This window comes from Mesorhizobium kowhaii (assembly GCF_003253745.1).
GTDB classification, from domain to species: domain Bacteria; phylum Pseudomonadota; class Alphaproteobacteria; order Rhizobiales; family Rhizobiaceae; genus Mesorhizobium; species Mesorhizobium kowhaii.
The window spans coordinates 1-17,147 of sequence record NZ_MZXV01000085.1 but is presented as its reverse complement, the minus strand read 5'-3'; the positions used below and the strand labels follow the sequence as shown (position 1 = coordinate 17,147).

At 60.0% G+C, this 17,147-nt stretch carries 18 protein-coding genes and 2 pseudogenes; 10 read left to right on the top strand and 10 right to left on the bottom strand.

Features of this window, described 5'->3' with window-relative positions:
* Positions 1 to 202: 202 nt before the first annotated feature.
* The 5 genes from B5V02_RS38145 to B5V02_RS38125 form a co-directional block, all read right to left on the bottom strand.
* Positions 203 to 835, bottom strand: a complete 633-nt coding sequence (locus B5V02_RS38145; protein ID WP_111549070.1) for a class I SAM-dependent methyltransferase — start codon at positions 833 to 835, stop codon at positions 203 to 205.
* A gap of 107 nt (positions 836 to 942) precedes the next feature.
* Positions 943 to 1,356 (bottom strand): nuclear transport factor 2 family protein, encoded by a 414-nt coding sequence (locus B5V02_RS38140; RefSeq protein WP_111549069.1) that lies wholly within the window; start codon positions 1,354 to 1,356, stop codon positions 943 to 945.
* Between the two features lie 84 nt (positions 1,357 to 1,440).
* Positions 1,441 to 2,040 carry an NADPH-dependent F420 reductase gene (locus tag B5V02_RS38135; RefSeq protein WP_111549068.1) on the bottom strand — a complete coding sequence of 200 codons (600 nt, stop codon included), beginning with the start codon at positions 2,038 to 2,040 and terminating at the stop codon, positions 1,441 to 1,443.
* A gap of 92 nt (positions 2,041 to 2,132) precedes the next feature.
* Positions 2,133 to 2,885 (bottom strand): SDR family NAD(P)-dependent oxidoreductase, encoded by a 753-nt coding sequence (locus B5V02_RS38130; RefSeq protein ID WP_111549067.1) that lies wholly within the window; start codon positions 2,883 to 2,885, stop codon positions 2,133 to 2,135.
* A gap of 47 nt (positions 2,886 to 2,932) precedes the next feature.
* On the bottom strand, positions 2,933 to 3,667 hold the full coding sequence (locus B5V02_RS38125) for an SDR family NAD(P)-dependent oxidoreductase (protein WP_111549375.1): 735 nt from the start codon (positions 3,665 to 3,667) through the stop codon (positions 2,933 to 2,935).
* 273 nt (positions 3,668 to 3,940) lie between these two features.
* Here B5V02_RS38125 and B5V02_RS38120 point away from each other — a divergent pair, with 273 nt between their 5' ends.
* Together B5V02_RS38120 and B5V02_RS38110 are read left to right on the top strand one after the other, a co-directional pair.
* Entirely contained in the window at positions 3,941 to 4,831 is an 891-nt protein-coding gene (locus B5V02_RS38120; protein ID WP_111549066.1) for a LysR family transcriptional regulator, read from the top strand.
* 967 nt (positions 4,832 to 5,798) lie between these two features.
* Positions 5,799 to 6,206: a hypothetical protein gene (locus B5V02_RS38110; protein WP_111549064.1), complete on the top strand. Its 408-nt coding sequence runs from the start codon at positions 5,799 to 5,801 to the stop codon at positions 6,204 to 6,206.
* Between the two features lie 352 nt (positions 6,207 to 6,558).
* On the opposite strand, the gene B5V02_RS38105 is transcribed toward B5V02_RS38110, so the two are convergent.
* Entirely contained in the window at positions 6,559 to 6,810 is a 252-nt protein-coding gene (locus B5V02_RS38105) for a hypothetical protein (RefSeq protein WP_245446407.1), read from the bottom strand.
* Between the two features lie 196 nt (positions 6,811 to 7,006).
* Between B5V02_RS38105 and B5V02_RS38100 the strand changes: the two genes are divergently transcribed.
* On the top strand, positions 7,007 to 7,192 hold the full coding sequence (locus B5V02_RS38100; protein WP_111549063.1) for a hypothetical protein: 186 nt from the start codon (positions 7,007 to 7,009) through the stop codon (positions 7,190 to 7,192).
* A 344-nt stretch (positions 7,193 to 7,536) separates the two neighbouring features.
* Here B5V02_RS38100 and B5V02_RS38095 read toward each other — a convergent pair whose 3' ends face one another.
* Entirely contained in the window at positions 7,537 to 7,728 is a 192-nt protein-coding gene (locus tag B5V02_RS38095) for a hypothetical protein (RefSeq protein WP_146606224.1), read from the bottom strand.
* A gap of 130 nt (positions 7,729 to 7,858) precedes the next feature.
* Here B5V02_RS38095 and B5V02_RS38090 point away from each other — a divergent pair, with 130 nt between their 5' ends.
* The 4 genes from B5V02_RS38090 (at position 7,859) to B5V02_RS38075 (ending at position 10,774) form a co-directional block, all read left to right on the top strand.
* Positions 7,859 to 8,791 (top strand): VOC family protein, encoded by a 933-nt coding sequence (locus B5V02_RS38090; protein WP_245446391.1) that lies wholly within the window; start codon positions 7,859 to 7,861, stop codon positions 8,789 to 8,791.
* Between the two features lie 33 nt (positions 8,792 to 8,824).
* On the top strand, positions 8,825 to 9,427 hold the full coding sequence (locus B5V02_RS38085; protein ID WP_111549060.1) for a sulfotransferase family protein: 603 nt from the start codon (positions 8,825 to 8,827) through the stop codon (positions 9,425 to 9,427).
* A 246-nt stretch (positions 9,428 to 9,673) separates the two neighbouring features.
* Positions 9,674 to 10,189 carry a GNAT family N-acetyltransferase gene (locus B5V02_RS38080; RefSeq protein ID WP_146606223.1) on the top strand — a complete coding sequence of 172 codons (516 nt, stop codon included), beginning with the start codon at positions 9,674 to 9,676 and terminating at the stop codon, positions 10,187 to 10,189.
* A 201-nt stretch (positions 10,190 to 10,390) separates the two neighbouring features.
* Positions 10,391 to 10,774, top strand: a complete 384-nt coding sequence (locus tag B5V02_RS38075) for a VOC family protein (RefSeq protein WP_111549058.1) — start codon at positions 10,391 to 10,393, stop codon at positions 10,772 to 10,774.
* Between the two features lie 222 nt (positions 10,775 to 10,996).
* Here B5V02_RS38075 and B5V02_RS38070 read toward each other — a convergent pair whose 3' ends face one another.
* Together B5V02_RS38070 and B5V02_RS38060 are read right to left on the bottom strand one after the other, a co-directional pair.
* Positions 10,997 to 12,211 carry an NAD-dependent formate dehydrogenase gene (locus B5V02_RS38070; protein WP_111549057.1) on the bottom strand — a complete coding sequence of 405 codons (1,215 nt, stop codon included), beginning with the start codon at positions 12,209 to 12,211 and terminating at the stop codon, positions 10,997 to 10,999.
* 1,133 nt (positions 12,212 to 13,344) lie between these two features.
* Positions 13,345 to 13,887: pseudogene (locus B5V02_RS38060) on the bottom strand (TCP-1/cpn60 chaperonin family protein); the annotation flags it as partial.
* A gap of 28 nt (positions 13,888 to 13,915) precedes the next feature.
* Between B5V02_RS38060 and B5V02_RS38055 the strand changes: the two are divergent.
* The 3 genes and pseudogenes from B5V02_RS38055 (at position 13,916) to B5V02_RS38045 (ending at position 16,384) form a co-directional block, all read left to right on the top strand.
* Positions 13,916 to 15,107: pseudogene (locus tag B5V02_RS38055) on the top strand (NADH-quinone oxidoreductase subunit D).
* A 456-nt stretch (positions 15,108 to 15,563) separates the two neighbouring features.
* Positions 15,564 to 16,115 carry a nuclear transport factor 2 family protein gene (locus B5V02_RS38050; protein ID WP_111549055.1) on the top strand — a complete coding sequence of 184 codons (552 nt, stop codon included), beginning with the start codon at positions 15,564 to 15,566 and terminating at the stop codon, positions 16,113 to 16,115.
* Complete coding sequence (locus B5V02_RS38045) at positions 16,112 to 16,384, top strand: hypothetical protein (protein ID WP_146606221.1); 273 nt, start codon at positions 16,112 to 16,114, stop codon at positions 16,382 to 16,384. Before B5V02_RS38050 ends, B5V02_RS38045 begins: the two co-directional genes overlap by 4 nt.
* A gap of 368 nt (positions 16,385 to 16,752) precedes the next feature.
* Here B5V02_RS38045 and B5V02_RS38040 read toward each other — a convergent pair whose 3' ends face one another.
* A complete protein-coding gene (locus tag B5V02_RS38040) occupies positions 16,753 to 17,127 on the bottom strand; it encodes a hypothetical protein (RefSeq protein ID WP_111549053.1) in 375 nt (124 codons plus the stop codon).
* Positions 17,128 to 17,147: the final 20 nt, after the last annotated feature.

The following is a 17,147-nucleotide window of genomic DNA, read 5'->3' as shown; positions in this document are numbered from 1 at the left end:
AATAGGCGGCTACCAGCTCGCTTTATCCGAGACGATGGCGCGTTTGTCACTGAATTGACGCGCGTATCGATGTCCGCTTCGGGTCGATATTGTTGAAAAAGTCTGCGTCCTGGCGGCCAATGGCATTTGCATGGAATGGCATTTCGCGAATATCACTAAAAGTGGATCCTGACTCCACACGATGCGGTGCTGTGGCCAGGTGTCAGATCTTCAAAAATCGAAAGGCGAAGCGATCGGTCTCGCCTTTGATCGAGGGATCGAAGACCTTGATCGAGCGCGAATCGTCCTTGTTCGCGAGGATGGTGCTTTCCGCGTCCAGTACGAAGCCGGCCGCCTCCACCTCCTCCCGAACGGATGCAGGCTCGATACGATGCAGCGACTGGGCGTCGCTCGTGCCCGCCCCGACGGCGGCGGCGTGGTCTACGATGACGTACGACCCACCGGGCTTCAGCCGCTCGTAGACGGCTCGATTGAACTGGGCCGCCGTCGCGCCCCTGGCCTGGATCAGCGCGGTGTGGAGATCGTGGTAAAACAGGTGCAGCCACAGCACATCCGCTGGTTGCGTGGCCTCCGGGATAGCCACGAGGTCAGCCGAGACTGCTTCGACGTTCTCTCGGCCGGGCTCCTTCGCAAGCGTCCGCATGCGGCCGACCGGATCGTTCTTGAAGTGGGCGACTTCGGCCGGCACGAAGCTGTAGACCCGCCCCTCTGGTCCGACGATGTCGGAGAAGAGGCGCGTCCAGTCTCCGTCGCCTGGGTACACGTCGATCACGGTGGAGCCCGCATCGATGCGGGAGAACCGGATCAACTCGGATAGCTTGGATTGGTCGTACATCAGAATCTCCCTTGCGGTTGGGCATACGACGAGCGGGCGGCGTGCGAGGGGGCAATCCACGGCTGATCCGCCGTTTACCCCGAGCCGATGGCTGCAGAGGGCCAGCGCTACGCAGGCCCGGACGCGTCCATCTGCGAGGCCCGGGCCAGCGCTTGCGTGTCGACGTATTCCCGGACGTTGGTCAGTCTGCCATCCCGGACCGTGATGGCGAAGACCCAGTCGTCCTCGAACGTCTTGTTCGTAGCTTTGATCTTTCCCCTCGCGAAGCCGACGACGAGGACCCGGTCTCCTTGCGCCACGAACTCCCGGGGTTCCGTGGACGTTTCTATCGACTTGGATGCCGTCTCAAGCAAATCCGCCAGCCCGGCGTGTCCGTGGCGCGTTCCGGCCAGCGGCCAGTCCTCGCCCGGAATGATCCACTCGATGTCTTCGGCGACCAGCGCCAGCAGAGCCTCCCTGTCGCCGCGGCCGATCGCGGCGAAGAAGTCCTTCACGGTCTGGATGTTCTTCTCAATGCTCATGGGAATTTCTCCATTTCGCACGGATCGCATCGCGCTCGATCCGATCCGTGCATCGTGGCCCTGCCGGTTGGCACGTCGTGTTCATCAGTCGAACTTGACCAGGTCCTTGAAGATCAGATGACCCCAACTATTTCCGCGCGCCTGGACTAGCAGCCCACCTTCCGACAGCCCGCCAAGTTTGATCGGCGAGAAACCGAGATTTTCCGCGAGCGCACCAATCTCCGCTGCGGCAGCGTCATCGTCGCTCGCCAGGAACACGACCCTCCTGCCACCATGCACGGCCGGATCCTGGTCAAGGACGGCAGCAACCAGATGGTTGAAGCCCTTGACCAGTTTTGCACCAGAGAATGCCTGCGCGATGAACTTGGAAGAAGGCTGTCCCCCCAGTTCCTCAGGGGGCACGCCGTAGGCATTGGTCACATCGATGATGGTCTTCCCCTGCCAGGTGGGCAGCGCCTTGCCGACATCCGAGTGCGACTCGAAACGAACAGCCAAAAAGATGATGTCCGCCTTGACCGCGTCCGCCAGCTTCTTGGGAATGATCGTAGGCCCGATCGCGGCCGCATCGGATGCAAAGCTTTCCGGGTCGCGCGTCGTTGCAACGGACACGTCGATGCCCTTGCGGGCAAACGCCTTGGCCAAGGCCTTGCCGATATTGCCGAAGCCGATGATTGCGTAACTCACAATGTTTCTCCTATCTTGTATTGGAACTAAAGTTTGAGAAGCGGGGCCACTACTGGCGGGGCTGAAGGGCCAGCCACGGGACCGCGCCGGGGTCAGACCTGCGCCATGCCTCCATCAACGGCGAGATCCACACCGGTGATGTAAGAACTATCATCGGAGGCGAGGAACGTGACAGCAGCCGCGATTTCCTCTGGTTTGCCCCTGCGACCCATTGGGATCTGTGAAGCAAACTGGGCGACCGCTTGCTCGGCTTGCTCAGGGGTAAGGCCCGTTGTTGTCTCCAACGCGGGGGTCTCGATTGCTCCGGGGCTCATCGTATTCACTCGGATTTTGCGGTCTTTCAGCTCTAGAGTCCAAGCGCGCGAGAAGTTGCGCACTGCCGCCTTACTCGCGGCGTATGTGCTAAACCCCGGCAACCCCAACACGTTCGAAACCGAAGAATTCAGAATAATCGAACCGCCGTCTTTGAAGAGGGGAAGGGCCTTCTGCACCGTGAAGAACAGCCCCTTCACGTTCACGTCGAAGGTCTGATCGAAGTGGGCCTCAGTAGCTACTGCGAGCGGTGCGATTGTCCCCGCGCCAGCGTTCGCGAAGAGAACGTCGATGTGACCATGTTTCTCTTTCACGATGGCATAGAGCCGGTCCAGATCTTCCAAGCGAGACACGTCGCCCACGACCGTCGTAATATTACTCTTGATGAAGGCTGCAGCCTCCTTCAACTCTTTCTCGCGTCGCCCGGTGATCACGACGTGCGCACCTTCCTCCACGAAGCGCTTGGCGGTGGCCAACCCGATCCCGCTGCTTCCGCCCGTGATGACTGCGACTTTGCCTTCAAGTTTTTTCATGATGTTCTATCCTTCGTTGTGTGCCCAGACGCGGGATCGAGCCGGGGTCAGAGCTGCGCCAGGCCGCCGTCGACGGCGACCTCGCTAGCGGTCATGAAGCTGCTGTCCGACGACGCGAGAAAGGCAGCCACTGCCCCGATCTCCGCCGGATCGGCCATGCGCTGGAGCGGAGTCATCGCGCCGTAGGCCTTCTGGCCCTCCTCGCCCAGCGCTTCCTTCGCGAGTTCGGTCGCCGTCGCCCCTGGCGACAACACGTTGACCCGGATGCCGGTGCCCTTCAGGTCCTCCGCCCAGGTCCGCGCCAGATTGCGCACTGCCGCCTTGCTCGCGCTGTAGGCAGTGAACCCCGGAGCGCCCGTGGTGCCGGCGCTCGATCCCGTCAGGATGATCGAACCGCCCGGGCCCATCAGCGGCAATGCCTTCTGGACCGTGAAGATCGTACCCTTCACATTGGTGTCGAAGGTTTCGTCAATATGCTCGGCGGTGATCCGGCCGAGCGGAAGCGGGCCTCCGGCCCCGGCATTGGCGAAGACGATATCGAGGCTTCGACGCTCGGCCTTCACTGCCGTGTAGAGCCGGTCGAGGTCGGCCTCATTCGAGACCGAGCCTTTCACCGCGCGGGTATTGGGCCCGAGGTCCGCCACAGCAGCGTCGAGCGCTTCCTGTCGGCGACCGAAGATGAAGACGAAGGCGCCCTCCTCGACGAATCGCTTTGCTGCGGCGCGGCCGATGCCGGTGGCGCCGCCCGTGATGACGGCGGTCTTTCCATTCAGTCTGGTCATGTCGTGCATCCTTCCAGGCTTCCGCCTTGGTCGTTCGGGAACGCTCCCGAGACCCCCAACATGGGTCTGCCGGGGTCAGGCGTTGAGTGCGGAAGGGCGCACATCGGTGGTGCGAAATCGATCCGGTACAGCTATTAACTGGAGCCGCGACGATAAGGTTCCGCCGTTCGGAATTGGGCCTCGATCGTCGACAAATGTTAGGATGGCCGTCCTGTACTGTTGTACGATAAGTTAGGGCATTGGAAGGCGCACCGCGTGGTGCGGGATTGCACCATGATCGACTGGGATGACGTTCGCTACTTTCTTGCCGTCGCACGCGGAGGCTCGGTTCGGGCCGCCGCCAAGCGCCTCGTGGTGAATCACGCGACCGTGCTGCGACGCATCGCCCAACTCGAGGACCGCCTCGGGGCGCAGATGTTCGAGAAGCTGCCTTCGGGCTACCGCCTGACGGCAGCGGGCGAGGAAGTCCTCGAGCTCGCAGAACAGATGGAAGTGTCGTCGCACCAGCTGGAGACGCGCGTCCTCGGTCGTGACCAGAGCGTGCGCGGGCTTCTGCGGGTAACGTTGGCTCCGACCCTCGCGACATACCTGCTCATGCCGGACTTCGCGGATTTCGCGCGTCTGCATCCGGACATCGAGATGGAAATCTTGTCGTCCGGCGAGCTGGCAAATCTGACCAACCGAGAGGCCGACGTCGCGATCCGCGTCGTCTACGATCGCAAAACCCTGCCGCTCAATCTTCACGGCCTGAAGGGACCGGAGCTGTTCGGAGGCGTCTACATGTCCCGGGATCGACTAGCCGCTTGGCGTACGGGGGCGCCTGATCCCATCCGGTGGATCGTTATAAGCAGTCATGGAATCCCGGATTGGGTCCGCGAGGTTCGCACCACGGGAGTTCCATTCAGGACCACGGACGGCGAGGCGCAGATCGTTGCTGTACGGCAAGGGATCGGGATGACGACACTGCCGTGCTTCGTCGGAGATGCCGACCCCCTGCTGGTGAGGGTGCCGGGCACCTCCCTGCATATGTACGGAACGGTTTGGCTTCTCACACAGGGGGAGACACGCAAGACGAAGCGCGTGCGGCTCTTCACGGAGTTCGTATCCCGCAGGCTCGCCGCGCACACTCCGCTTCTCGCGGGGCTTTCTGTATCGCGCGAGTAACCGCCGTCAGGCCGCGGCGCTGCTTTCCGTGGATGACTTACCCACAGTAGCTTTATGAACCTGTCAGTGAGGACGTGGCGTCGGTGGTTCAGCCTAAATCAACGTTCAAGGCGATGTCCCACAGGTCGCGCCATGCTCCGTGAGCAATTCCCTGCTCCACCGATAGAAGGCGACGCAGAACTCACAGCGGCATAAGAATGCGTTGCATCTGTTGAAGGCGGGCTCGATGCGCCAAGAGTTGTCGTCTTTGGCGACGGTGCAGCCGTCGCCGGCCATATGACCGAATGGCGGCTTATAGCAGCAATGAATTTCGCACGAATGACGGAATGGCGGCGCAAAGCGGTCATCATCGCCTGAGCCCTTCATTGGCAGCTTCGGGTCACGACGAGAAGTCCGCGGTGACGGCGCCGGCATTCTCCTCAGGTCTCGATCCGACGGGGTCGCGGGTGCAACAAGCTGTTGCACAACTCTGCTATCCATAACGCCCATGCCTGACCCGAACTACCTCACCCCTGAAGAAGTCATCGCTCGCTATCGCGGACAGGTAAGCGAAGGGACTCTTCGCAACTGCCGTTGCATGCGGATCGGGCCATCGTTCCTCAAGATCGGCAAAGCAATCCTCTATCCGAGCGGCGAGTTGGATCGCTGGGCAAATCGATCCTCGTCGTCTGCAGACCCACACGCGAACTGCCGCGGGAAAAGGCGGCACCGCCAGAGTAGCAGCGAGGCTGTTCAGTCGTTCCGAGGTCGCTGGCTAGATAGATAAGCGTTTGGAATCCGTGGTTGATCGGGACGTCAGAGTACTGAGCACATGCGATCATGCCCAAGCGTGGAAGATCACCAGTGGGCGAATAAATGCCACGGTGAATGCGGCCAACCACTCATACCCGCGGATACTGCTGCCCGTGCGCGTGAGGGAACCCTCGACGTGTATGCACCGTTAAGACGATTGCCAGGGAGAATCGCCATGAATAGCGCGGACCCGACCCACCGAATTCAGCCTGAAGTGCGCGCCGCAATTAGCGCCTTCCTCAACGAGGTCCAAAGAGACCCGAAATCATTTGCTCTCTCGGAAGCCCTAGCAGCAATAAGACAGATCTTTCCTGAACTGGAAATCTCCGACGCCGATCTTGCCGACGCCATCGCGAGCGAAGCTCTATCGGCTGGCGTCGGCATTGAGTTCGACGTGCTTAAGACGCGTAAGGCGCTCGAACGGAGGGCGATCGAGCGATGGGAGAATGAAGGCGGCGCTAGCGGAAGGAAGAAGAACACAGATCGGGGTCAAAGCGACGCGGCGCATCGAGCTAAAACCACTGACACCAATGGCACGAGGCGACGGGCAAACGAATCTAAGGAGCGGCATCGGTTGATCTAGCCAAGTCACTTCCTTAAGCCGCCTCTTTCTTCCGCCGGCGTTCGCTGCGCTTGGTAGCCAAGGGCGGTCGCCGATCAAGAACTCCATCAACGCAATAGTGCCCCGTGTCTGACTCGAACTACCTCACTCTTTAAGACGTCATCGCTCACTACCGCGGACAGCTGAACGAAGAGACGCTTCGCAACTGGCGTTGCATGTGGATCGTCAGCTCAGCGTCGTACACTGGGCGAGCGCGCCACATGGTGTCTTCGTACTGGGCTCATATGCTCAATAGAAAGGCCGGACTGTTAAGCCCGGCCAATTATGCCATTACAGTCTCGATTTCCGCCAGCCAGCTTTGCAGGCGGCCGCTTCAGAGCAAAACCACCGCTCCCCCTTCCAAAGGCTTATAAGTGTCTGCCAGTAGTATTCCTGTCCGGGGAACATGGTAGATGCGCTCGCCTGCGTTGTAGCTGATATTGCCCTTGATGTTGCAGCTTACGAGAGGTGGGCCGATTTCAAGGGTCAGCAAGTCGGCCAGGAATGCGCCGCCCGCAAAGATGGACACCCACCACGACGGGTTGCCAGAACGACGACGGCGTTTGCCGGCGGTACCTTGCGCCACGGTCCAGAGCGATTGTCGTAGGGGTGCTTGTCCACGCCCCTCTTCCACCAGGGCAGAATGCGACCTCTTGCCGTTTGGAGTACAGATGCGGCTAGTTCACCGGCCCTGTGGCGCGCCAATGCTTGAATGTGGCACCGTGCTTTCATCCCCTACCACCCTGAATTCCTGTATGCTTGGCGCAAAGGAACGACCAAAAATGGCCTTCACTGTCATCTGGTACGGAAGACAGGGCATCGTCGACAAGGAGACGTTCGACGCCGAGAAGACTGCGAAAGACCATGCAATCTCGATGTTCCAGACCCGAAAAGGTGACGATGGAATCGTCGCCGTTGAAGTTCGTAACGACAACGGCGCTGTGGTCTTTAGCCATGCGGAGAGCTAGCGATGGCCATCCGGTCTCGCGCAGTCGCTACCCAACCGTAGGGGGCGGCTTCACCGGCCCTGTAGAGCCCTACAAGATCCAAGGGGCGGTCTGGGGACTTCCTTCACCGTTTGCAGAAGCACCTGATTCAGAGCCACCAGTGCACGGTGGCGATCTGAACTGGACGAAATTCTCGGCTACTCTGTTAGCTTGATTTGCCTGCCGGCTGAATGTCGACTTTGACCCAAGCGGACATCGGCACTCATGCCACGACCACCCTACGCGGTAGCGACGCACCACCTCCACGATGCGGCATTGGGGCGGAGAGCCAGCGGTCGGCCTCAATATGTGCTTAGGCTCGGCGATCACGACTCACCGATGTCGACGACGGTCGCTAGGTCGCAGATCATCTGAGAGTGGAACATCACGGGCCGGCCGTCCTGCGGATCAATTCCGAAGGAATGCGTCATGGCGGGCTCGAAGGCGCCGAGCGCATCCTGCTCCGCGTTGGGCTTGTCCCAGTCCTCATAGCGGTGCTCCGCGCTTGCCTTGTCCATCTGCTCCCCCATCCGCCGGCTATCGCAAAATGACAGCAAGGGCGGCAACGGCCCGGCTACCACAGTCGAATACGCGCCCGGGAGCGGTCGACCCGAACCAAGCGCAAGACAGGCATATGTTTCGCAGCTAATGTTCCAGCGCTGCAGGAGACAACAGCCGATGAAGAGCCAAGAAATTCTGGCCAACACCATCCGTCTCGGCCCGGTTCATCTGCGCGTCGTCGACATTCCAGCTTCCCTACCGGTCTGGCGTGACGTGGTCGGCCTCTCGACCTTGACCAGGGACGGCGGGATCGCCGAACTCGGCGTCAACGGCAAGATCCTTATTGTGCTGCACGCCGGGGCAACAACCGTCCTGCCGTCAAAGTCCCGCGATCTTTTTCATGTCGCCATCCATGTCACGACACGCAAGGAATTGGCCCGGGTCGCCGCCCGGGTGCGGGCCTCCAGCCTGAGGCACAGCGCCCAGGATCACCTGATCTCGGAAACCCTTTACGTTTCCGACCCTTCCGGCAACGGGATCGAGATCTGCTTCGACACACCCGGGCGCTTCGCTTCTAGGGAAGAGATGGCTGGCGGCGGTGTTTCGCTTGTCGCCAAGGACGGCACAAGGCATTCCGGGCTCGAACCTCTGGATATCGATCGATTGCTCCAGGAGCTCGACCCGGCGGACCGTGTCAAAGTTCCGCTGGCGGCGGATACCTTCATCGGTCACATTCATATGCGCGCACGGTCGCCCGAAACGCTGATGGCGTTCTACCTCGGCGTGCTTGGCTTCAGGCCACATATCCAGTCTGCAACGTTTGGCCTGTTCGACTGCGGCACCGAGGAACGCGCACACATGGTGGCGTTCAGCATCTGGGCTCGCGACGAGCTGAAGGAGCCACCAGTCGGGGCGGCAGGTCTGGAGCATTTTACCGTCGTGCTTCCCACCCGGGAAGACCTCGCGGCCGTCGCGCGACGTCTCGGCGACGCGCACGTTCCCTGGCTGCAAACGGGCGGGGCGCTGGACCTCTCCGACCCTGAGGGAAACCGCCTGCGGATGGTGCTCGCAAGCGACTGATCGGACGGCTGTAGGCCTGAACCCCGGGGGACTGTGGTGATAAGGGTAATCGGAACGGGCTTTGGCCGGACAGGAACGGATTCGATGCGCGAGGCGCTGACGATCCTCGGCTTCGGCCCCTGTCACCACATGTTCGAAGTCATGGCCAATGAAGACCAGAAGCGGCTTTGGCGTGCGCTGGCGCAGGGCGCGGCACCGGACTGGAACCAGCTGTTTGCGGGCTACGCGTCCTGCATCGATTGGCCCTCGGCGCACTATTGGCGTGACCTGATTGAGTTCTACCCGGACGCCCGGGTCATCCTGACATACCGATCGCCGGAAAGCTGGTGGAAAAGCTTCGAGAACACGATCCTGGCAGGCATCAGCCAGAGCACGGATCAGGAGTCGCTGGGTCTTGCGTTGATCTCCAGGCAAGTCTTCGGCGGCCGGCCGCACGATCGCGCCAATGCCATAGCCGTCTACGAAGCCAATGTAAGGGCGGTCATTGCGACAGTACCGCCGGGTCGGCTGCTGGTCCACAATCTGGGCGACGGATGGGAGCCGCTCTGCCTGCATCTTGGCGTGCCAGTACCGGACCAGTCCTATCCCAATCGCAACAACACCAAAGACTTTCAGTCGGCTCTTGCTCAGAACTAGTCTGACCGTCTGCAAGGGGTGGAAAGCAGACCTTCGGATCAAAGGACCGGTGACCGTGATGCGCCCACAAGGAGACGTTCGCTGCTGTCCGGTTGTGCAAGCATCGTAAATTGCACCGTTACTAGGGCAGCCCGGCGGCGCGGAGGGCCTCGCCGAGAGAGACCGCGAGCGCCGGCGCGCAATTCACGCCTGAAAATTGCCTCGCTCTCGGCCCGCCCGTGTCGATGAATTGCGACCTCAATCTGAGTGACCTATGCTCAAGCAATGCAACATCTCAGTTCGTTGACCGCCAGGCCCCCGCATGGATATTCCGACAAAGAACTCGATGCCTTTGTCAAGTTGGTTGTTTCGGAGGGCGAAGTTTCCCACTATGGGCTGCTTGAACGCATCAAGGGTGCGCGGGGCCTAGTCATGCTCTATGACGGTAAGAAGCTGGTCGGAACTGCGGCGATTAAAAATCCAGAGCCGGACTATCGAACCGTCGTCTTTGCCAAGTCGAAATCAAATGCGGACGCCGCCGCCTACCCAGTCGAACTAGGGTATGTAGTCGTCGCAGAAAGCCATCGCCGTCATAAATTGGGCTGGCGTCTCGTCGACGCGGCGCTGTCATTCGCAAGCGGATCAGCCGTGTTCGCTACAACACGCAGCAATAATGCCGCCATGCGGCGAATCTTGCCGGCTCGCGGTTTCACGGCCAATGGGTCTCCCTACCCATCCACTGAACATCCCGGTCAGGAAATTCATCTGTTCCTACGTGGGTAAGCGCCCTGAGGACCGAACCCGGCCCTATAGCCCGAGCACGCGGTCTTGTTCGACTTGCGGCAGAAAGCTTAGGATCCCTCGAGGAACGACTGCAGCGCCAATCGCGCCGATCCGCCGGTAACGTGCAGAGCCTACGAGGCGCAGCATTGCTAACCCCTCGCCCCTCATGAAACTGTCGTGGCTGACTGATAGGGTGAGCAAATGGTCAAATTTCAGCCCGATGGCTGGCGCACCGTCACGCCGAGAATCGTCACCGACGACGTCAGGGGCTTGGTTGAATTTCTCAAAACCGTATTCGACGCGACCGGCGAGTACCGGACTGGGGCGCCGGCAGGGATGAAGATTGGCGACCCTATCGTGATGGTCAGCGGCGATGGCGAACGCGAAGCAATGCCGGCTTTCCTCTATGTGTATGTAGAAGACACTGACGAAACGTACCGGCGTGCAATCGGTGCGGGCGGAGAGTCGATTGAGGAACCTAAGGACACGCCACATGGCGACCGACGAGCGATGATGTGGGATGCGCGGGGGAATAGATGGCAGATCGCGACACATCGGGAAGACATGTCAGTCAACGAAATTTGAGAATGCGCGGAAGCTGACTTGTTTCGGTTGGGATGAGTCCCCGTCCAACCGCTCCGCCCTAGCGTGTTAACGCTAATCAGAGGCACGGACACATCAATCTTCTTTAGCGGACTTTTTCAAACCGGCCAGCATCATCGTCCAATTTTTCTTGAGTTCGGCCTTGGTCTTTTCGTCAACCTTGGCAGCAGAACCTCGTCCGAGTCGAGCGCAGCGGAAATCGATCTAGCGCGAATCACTCCTGGCCTTGAAGCGTGCTGCCTCTTCCGAACCGCGGGTGGCGTCGCCGGCGCTGTAGGAATGCGCGCCGGCGCCGGCGAGCTTGCCGCCGTCGACGATCAGATATTCCTCACGGATCGGCCGGCCTTCGAACCAGCATTCGAGAATTTCGCGGGTGCCCGCGGCGTAGCGCGCCTGGGCGGAGAGCGACGATCCTGAGATGTGCGGCGTCATGCCGTGATGCGGCATCGATCGCCACGGATGGTCCTTGGGAGCCGGCTGCGGGAACCAGACGTCGCCGGCATAGCCAGCGAGTTGGCCACTCTCCAGCGCGCGGGCGATGGCGTCACGATTGCAGATCTTGCCGCGCGCCGTGTTCACCAGATAGGCGCCGCGTTTCATCCTGGCGATCATCGTCTCGTCAAAGAGGTTTTCCGTCTCCGGATGCAGAGGTGCATTGATCGTGACCACGTCGCAGACGCCGACCATGGATGCGGGATCCTGGTGGAAGGTGACGCCAAGTTCTTTCTCGACCGCCTCAGGCAGGCGGTGGCGATCGGTGTAGTGCAACTTGACGTCGAACGGCTTCAGCCGGCGCAACACCGCGCTGCCGATCCGGCCGGCACCGACGGTTCCGATCTGCATTCCCTCGATATCGTAGGAGCGTGCGACGCAGTCGGCGATATTCCAGCCGCCTTTCACGACCCACTGGTAGGACGGGATGTAGTTGCGCACGAGCCCCAGGATCATCATGACCACATGCTCGGACACGCTGATCGAATTGCAGTAAGTCACCTCGGCGACCGTGATGCCGCGGTCCATGGCGGCCTGAAGATCGACATGGTCGGATCCGATGCCGGCGGTGATCGCAAGCTTCAGTCTGCTTGCCTTGGCTATTCGTTCTTCAGTCAGATATGCCGGCCAGAACGGCTGCGAGATCACGATTTCGGCGTCAACGAGCTCGCGTTCAAAAATGCTGTCGGGACCGTCCTTGTCCGAGGTCACTACCAGGCTGTGGCCCGCGCTTTCGAGAAATTTCCTCAGGCCGAGTTCGCCCGACGCGCTACCGAGCAAGACCCCCGGTTCAAAGTCGATGGCCTTCGGCGTGGGAAGTGTCTGGCCGCCGGGATAGCGGTCGAGCTTTGGCAGGCCGTCCCGCGCATATTTTGTCGGATAACCGTCGACCGGATCGTCATAGAGGACGCAAACGACCTTTGCCATTGTGTATCTCCCTTCGTCTGACAACGAAGAGGAAAACGCTCTGTTGTTAACGCTGCCGGCCAACGATGGTCGGCACGGCGATGCTCTGTTGAATTGCTGGTGTGGAGCAGACTCATCTGCCGGCGCTTCCTCATTCGGAAAGTTGTGCGCTATCGCGTATTACATGGAAGACCCGGGCATGGTTTCAAGTGCTGCGGGCGGCACTGGTGCAGCGTTCGAGTTCCTTTATTTCAGACCGCGCGCACGGTCTGCTGACAACAAATGCTTGATGCGGACACTTCAGAATTGCCGAGGTTGGGCACCGTGCATCATGATCGCTGACAGGCTCCGACTTCGCAGGCCTCAGGGGCTTCGGCATCCCCTCAAAGATTGCAAACAACCTGTTAGTCAGCGCTTATCAAGCGGAGGAATCTCGCATCGCTTGCCGCTCAGACGGTATTGCCAAGCCAGTTCGCAACGCTCACCGATGTCACCTGGAAATGGCGAAAGTGACGAGACAGACAGGCAGCTTATGCGAGTCCTGATCAAGTTCGAGTTGTGGACGCACTAGCCAGCGCTACAAGGCTAGCCTTTCCACAATGCGGGCCGTTTGTTGCCTTTTTACAGAAGATACGAAAACGCCGCTCGACCGGAAGGGAGCGGCGTTTACCAAGTGTGGTGTCCTACCCTAGACGAAACCCCGATTTGGTCGGGGCCGTCGGACTTGAACCGACGTTTCCAGCTTGTTCGCTATCAGTCTATAGGTGGTGTTTTCCTGTCGTCCTTGCAAGCGCCATCGGCGCAGCTTTGCAGGGTGTGCAAGGATAGTCGGAGTCGATACAATTCCATCCGAATTCCGCAATTGAACGACCGCTGCTTTCCAGCTTCCGTGACGCGCACACTCGCTGGTTCTGCCGTCAGCAATGTCATCAATCGACCGGTCGCGTTCGACGCGGCTCGGAACGCCGATGATGCAACGATATCCTGACTCGCCGTAACGGCAGGCGCTGGCCCTGTCGCCTAACTGCTCCGTCACTTATCGATCGATCTCCCCGAACACGATGTCGAGCGAGGCGATGATCGCCGAGATATCGGCTCGCATGTCCTCGCGTCGCTGGCCTTCCGGCGTCCTGGCTATAGTTTTCAGGCGCCGCTCAGTAGTCCATTCCGCCCATTCCGCCCATACCTCCTGCGCCACCCATAGCGGGCGCATCCTTCTGTGGCATGTTCGCAATCATTGCTTCAGCGGTGATCAGGAGCGCGGCAATCGAGCCGGCATCCTGCAGGGCCGTCCGAACGACCTTGGCGGGATCGACGATACCGGCCTTGATCATGTCGACGTAGAGTTCGGTCTGAGCATCGAAACCTTGATTGTGATCCTTGCTGTCCATGAGTTTCCCAACGACGATCGAGCCTTCGACGCCGGAATTCTCGGCGATCTGGCGGATCGGCGCCTCGAGCGCCCTCAGCACGATCGAAATGCCGGCCGTCACATCGGCATTGGCGCCCGTTAGCCCGTTAAGCGCCGACCTGGCGCGCAGCAGCGCCACACCGCCTCCGGGAACGATGCCTTCTTCCACCGCCGCACGCGTGGCGTTCAGCGCGTCGTCGATGCGGTCCTTCTTTTCCTTGACTTCCGTCTCGGTCGCACCGCCGACGCGAATGACGGCAACGCCCCCGGCCAGCTTCGCCAGCCGCGCGAACTACGAGGCCGGAAGGATTGCCATGGCCGAGGCCGCAATTCGCAACTTCACCATCAATTTCGGACCGCAGCATCCGGCCGCGCATGGTGTCTTGCGGCTCGTGCTTGAACTCGATGGCGAGGTCGTCAAGCGCGTCGATCCGCATATCGGCCTGCTTCCATCGCGGGACCGAGAAGCTCATAGAGCACAAGAACTATCTGCAGGCCCTGCCCTATTTCGACCGGCTCGACTACGTCGCGCCGATGAATCAGGAGCATGCATTCTGCCTCGCCGTCGAGAAGCTGCTCGAAATATCGGTTCCCAGGCGCGGACAGCTCATCCGTGTCCTTTTTTGCGAAATCGGCCGGCTTCTGTCGCACCTTCTCAATGTGACGACGCAAGCCATGGATATCGGCGCGCTGACCCCGCCGCTCTGGGGTTTTGCCGAGCGCGAGAAGCTGATGGTCTTCTACGAGCGCGCTTCCGGCGCCCGCATGCACGCGAATTATTTCCGGGTCGGCGGCGTGCATCAGGATCTGCCTCCGAAGCTTCTGGACGACATCTGGGATTTCTGTGACCCGTTCCTCAAGGTCTGCGACAATCTCGAAGTGCTGCTCACAGACAATCGCATCTTCAAGCAACGCAACGTCGATATCGGCGTGATCGGTCTTGACGGTGCCTGGGCTTGGGGCTTCTCCGGCGTGATGATACGCGGATCGGGCGCGGCCTGGGATTTGCGCAAGGCGCAGCCATATGAATGTTACCCCGAGATGGATTTCGACATTCCCATCGGCAAGAACGGGGACTGCTATGACCGCTATCTCGTCCGCATGGAGGAAATGCGCCAGTCTGTGCGGATCATGAAGCAATGCCTGGAAAAATTACGGTCGCCGGAAGGCCGGGGCCCGGTCGCACTTCCAAATCAAAAGATCACGCCACCGTCGCGTGCCGAGATGAAACGCTCGATGGAAGCGACGATCCATCATTTCAAACTTTACACGGAAGGGCATCACGTGCCCGCCGGAGAGGTATACGCTGCGGTCGAAGCACCGAAGGGTGAGTTCGGCGTATATCTGATTTCCGATGGCAGCAATGTTCCGTACCGGTGCAAGATCCGAGCACCCTCCTTCGCCCATCTGCAGGCAATGGATTTCTTGTGTCGAGGCCACATGATCGCCGATGTCTCCGCGATCATTGGTTCGCTCGACATCGTGTTCGGAGAGATCGATCGTTAAGCCGAGTTGCACATCTCGGCTGCTGGAAGATAGGCCTACAATCGCAGGATCATCCGTGGTTTATCGAAGTCGCGCAAAAAAAGCCCGCCGGACTGCGTCTCTCTGGCCTGCTGCCGGTTCAGTGGAGAGGCAGCAGGCCAAGTTGACCCTACCCAGCCGTCAGGGGATGACAAATCCAAGAAGAACGGCTCGCCCTTTCACAAGGCGGGCCGTTCGTTCGCTTTTTACAGAAGATACAAAAACGCCGGAGCGGCGTTTATCAAGTGTTGCTATGGACGGCAGCCGGCTACCGCCCCTCAGCCTCGACGTCTCCTAGCCGCCGCAGGCTCAAATCACGGACACGCAACGGACGATACTTTTAGTGGAATGCCCGATACCTTGTGGCATGGATTGGGCCGTCCTCATTGGTGAAATGAGGAATCCCATCTTATTCTCAAACGGAAGGAAGAATTGGCCATGTCCACTGGAACGAAGTCTTCGCATAGCGAGCCTTCAATCCCGTCAGGCCGCGACATTCTCAATGACACGACGGCGCCACTGGATTCGGCAGCGCGGACAACCTTGAGGAAGTGGCTCGCCATGATCGCAAGTGGTGACTTTGGCGACCTGGACTCTGTCATTGCCGCCGAGGCGGTCTACCATTCGCCAGTCGAATGGCACCCCTACCCGGGACACGATCTGGTGTGCCTTCTGGTCCGGACCGCGGCGGGGGTTTTCGAAGACTTCAAATATGAGCGCCAGATGGCGGGCGGCGACAGCGCCATGCTCGAATTCTCCGCGCACGTCGGCGACATCCAGATGAAAGGCGCGCACCTCATCCGCTTCAACTCTGATGGCGGGATCATGGACATCGACCTGATCGCACGGCCGGCGACGGGCGTCGTGGCGCTCGGTAACGGAGTAGGAGACAAAATCGGACCGCAGATCAAGGCGGCACTGACTGCCGCCGGCGGGCGCAAGCCTGATGTTGGATATGGAACTTCCGACCGCAAAGGTTTAGCACCGTGATGTTCGAAGGTTTTCGACTTGAGACAATCCAGCTGCCCGAGGCGACGCTGCGGGCGAATGGAGAAGGGAGCGTCCCAGCGGTGGCCTATATGGTGATTTGGTACGGGAAAGAGGGCATCGTTGAAAAGACGCCCTTCGATGCCGAGAAAGCCGCAAGAGATCACGCGCTGGCGACATTTCTTGCTCGAAAGCAGAACGACCGCATCGTAGCGGTGGAAGTTCGCAAGGACGATGGCACGGTTGTATTCAGTCAAGCAGGAGCCGGCTAAGTCGTCTGGATCGTCGCCGCAGCGCCCCAGTGGGCAGCCTGGCTATAGGTCGAAAAGATCGTCCTTCAACTGGTCGAGCAGATCAGGCCTGTTCCAGGACGAAACGAAAAAGCCCGCGCCTCTGGCGGAGGACGCGAGCCCCTGGGGTACGGGGTCCCGATCGAGCAGCATCCGGGAGATATCACCGCCAACCCATAACTCTTTAGCTCAGCTAAGGCTCCTGAAAGCCTCGAAGGTGACTTATCGACTGACGCGGTTCAGGCAAGGACGAAGCCGGCCAAAAGGACCGCAAGAACAAGCGACAGAGGAACGGCAAGAAGCCAGCGAGCCTCCACAATGCTGTTGTGCTGATAATCCATTACGGGGACCTAGTACCAGCGTCCGCGACCGTAAAAACCGCCACCACCCAGCAGAATGACAATAAGAACTATGACCAGAATTGTGGTGATATCCATATGTACCTCCTGAGCGCGCCCGGCCGCGTTCGCCGTTCGCCGTTCGCCGCTCTTGCCCTGTAGGGCATGAATTGTTCCTGTCACTTTGACATCCATCAACGTTCCGCGCGGCATTCTTGTTCCAATGGACCTATCAGGCATGACCAGCCCGACGGAACCGCTGGCCTCGCACCTCGGCTGGAAGGTTTCAGAAACTATGTCCGGGTTCATCAAGGAACCAACTGGCCTGACGATTTCTTTAGCTGCATGAAAAAACCTGGCACGCTCGGAACGGAAGATCACGACCACACCGGTTCAGTCCGTACGCC

Coding starts and splice junctions, on each gene's coding strand:
- B5V02_RS38075 (WP_111549058.1), top strand. CDS start 10,391: ATGGTCAAATTTCAGCCCGATGGCTGGCGCACCGTCACGCCGAGAATC.
- B5V02_RS38120 (WP_111549066.1), top strand. CDS start 3,941: ATGATCGACTGGGATGACGTTCGCTACTTTCTTGCCGTCGCACGCGGA.
- B5V02_RS38090 (WP_245446391.1), top strand. CDS start 7,859: ATGTTCCAGCGCTGCAGGAGACAACAGCCGATGAAGAGCCAAGAAATT.
- B5V02_RS38050 (WP_111549055.1), top strand. CDS start 15,564: ATGTCCACTGGAACGAAGTCTTCGCATAGCGAGCCTTCAATCCCGTCA.
- B5V02_RS38140 (WP_111549069.1), bottom strand. CDS start 1,356: ATGAGCATTGAGAAGAACATCCAGACCGTGAAGGACTTCTTCGCCGCG.
- B5V02_RS38070 (WP_111549057.1), bottom strand. CDS start 12,211: ATGGCAAAGGTCGTTTGCGTCCTCTATGACGATCCGGTCGACGGTTAT.
- B5V02_RS38125 (WP_111549375.1), bottom strand. CDS start 3,667: ATGACCAGACTGAATGGAAAGACCGCCGTCATCACGGGCGGCGCCACC.
- B5V02_RS38110 (WP_111549064.1), top strand. CDS start 5,799: ATGAATAGCGCGGACCCGACCCACCGAATTCAGCCTGAAGTGCGCGCC.
- B5V02_RS38145 (WP_111549070.1), bottom strand. CDS start 835: ATGTACGACCAATCCAAGCTATCCGAGTTGATCCGGTTCTCCCGCATC.
- B5V02_RS38095 (WP_146606224.1), bottom strand. CDS start 7,728: ATGGACAAGGCAAGCGCGGAGCACCGCTATGAGGACTGGGACAAGCCC.
- B5V02_RS38130 (WP_111549067.1), bottom strand. CDS start 2,885: ATGAAAAAACTTGAAGGCAAAGTCGCAGTCATCACGGGCGGAAGCAGC.
- B5V02_RS38100 (WP_111549063.1), top strand. CDS start 7,007: ATGGCCTTCACTGTCATCTGGTACGGAAGACAGGGCATCGTCGACAAG.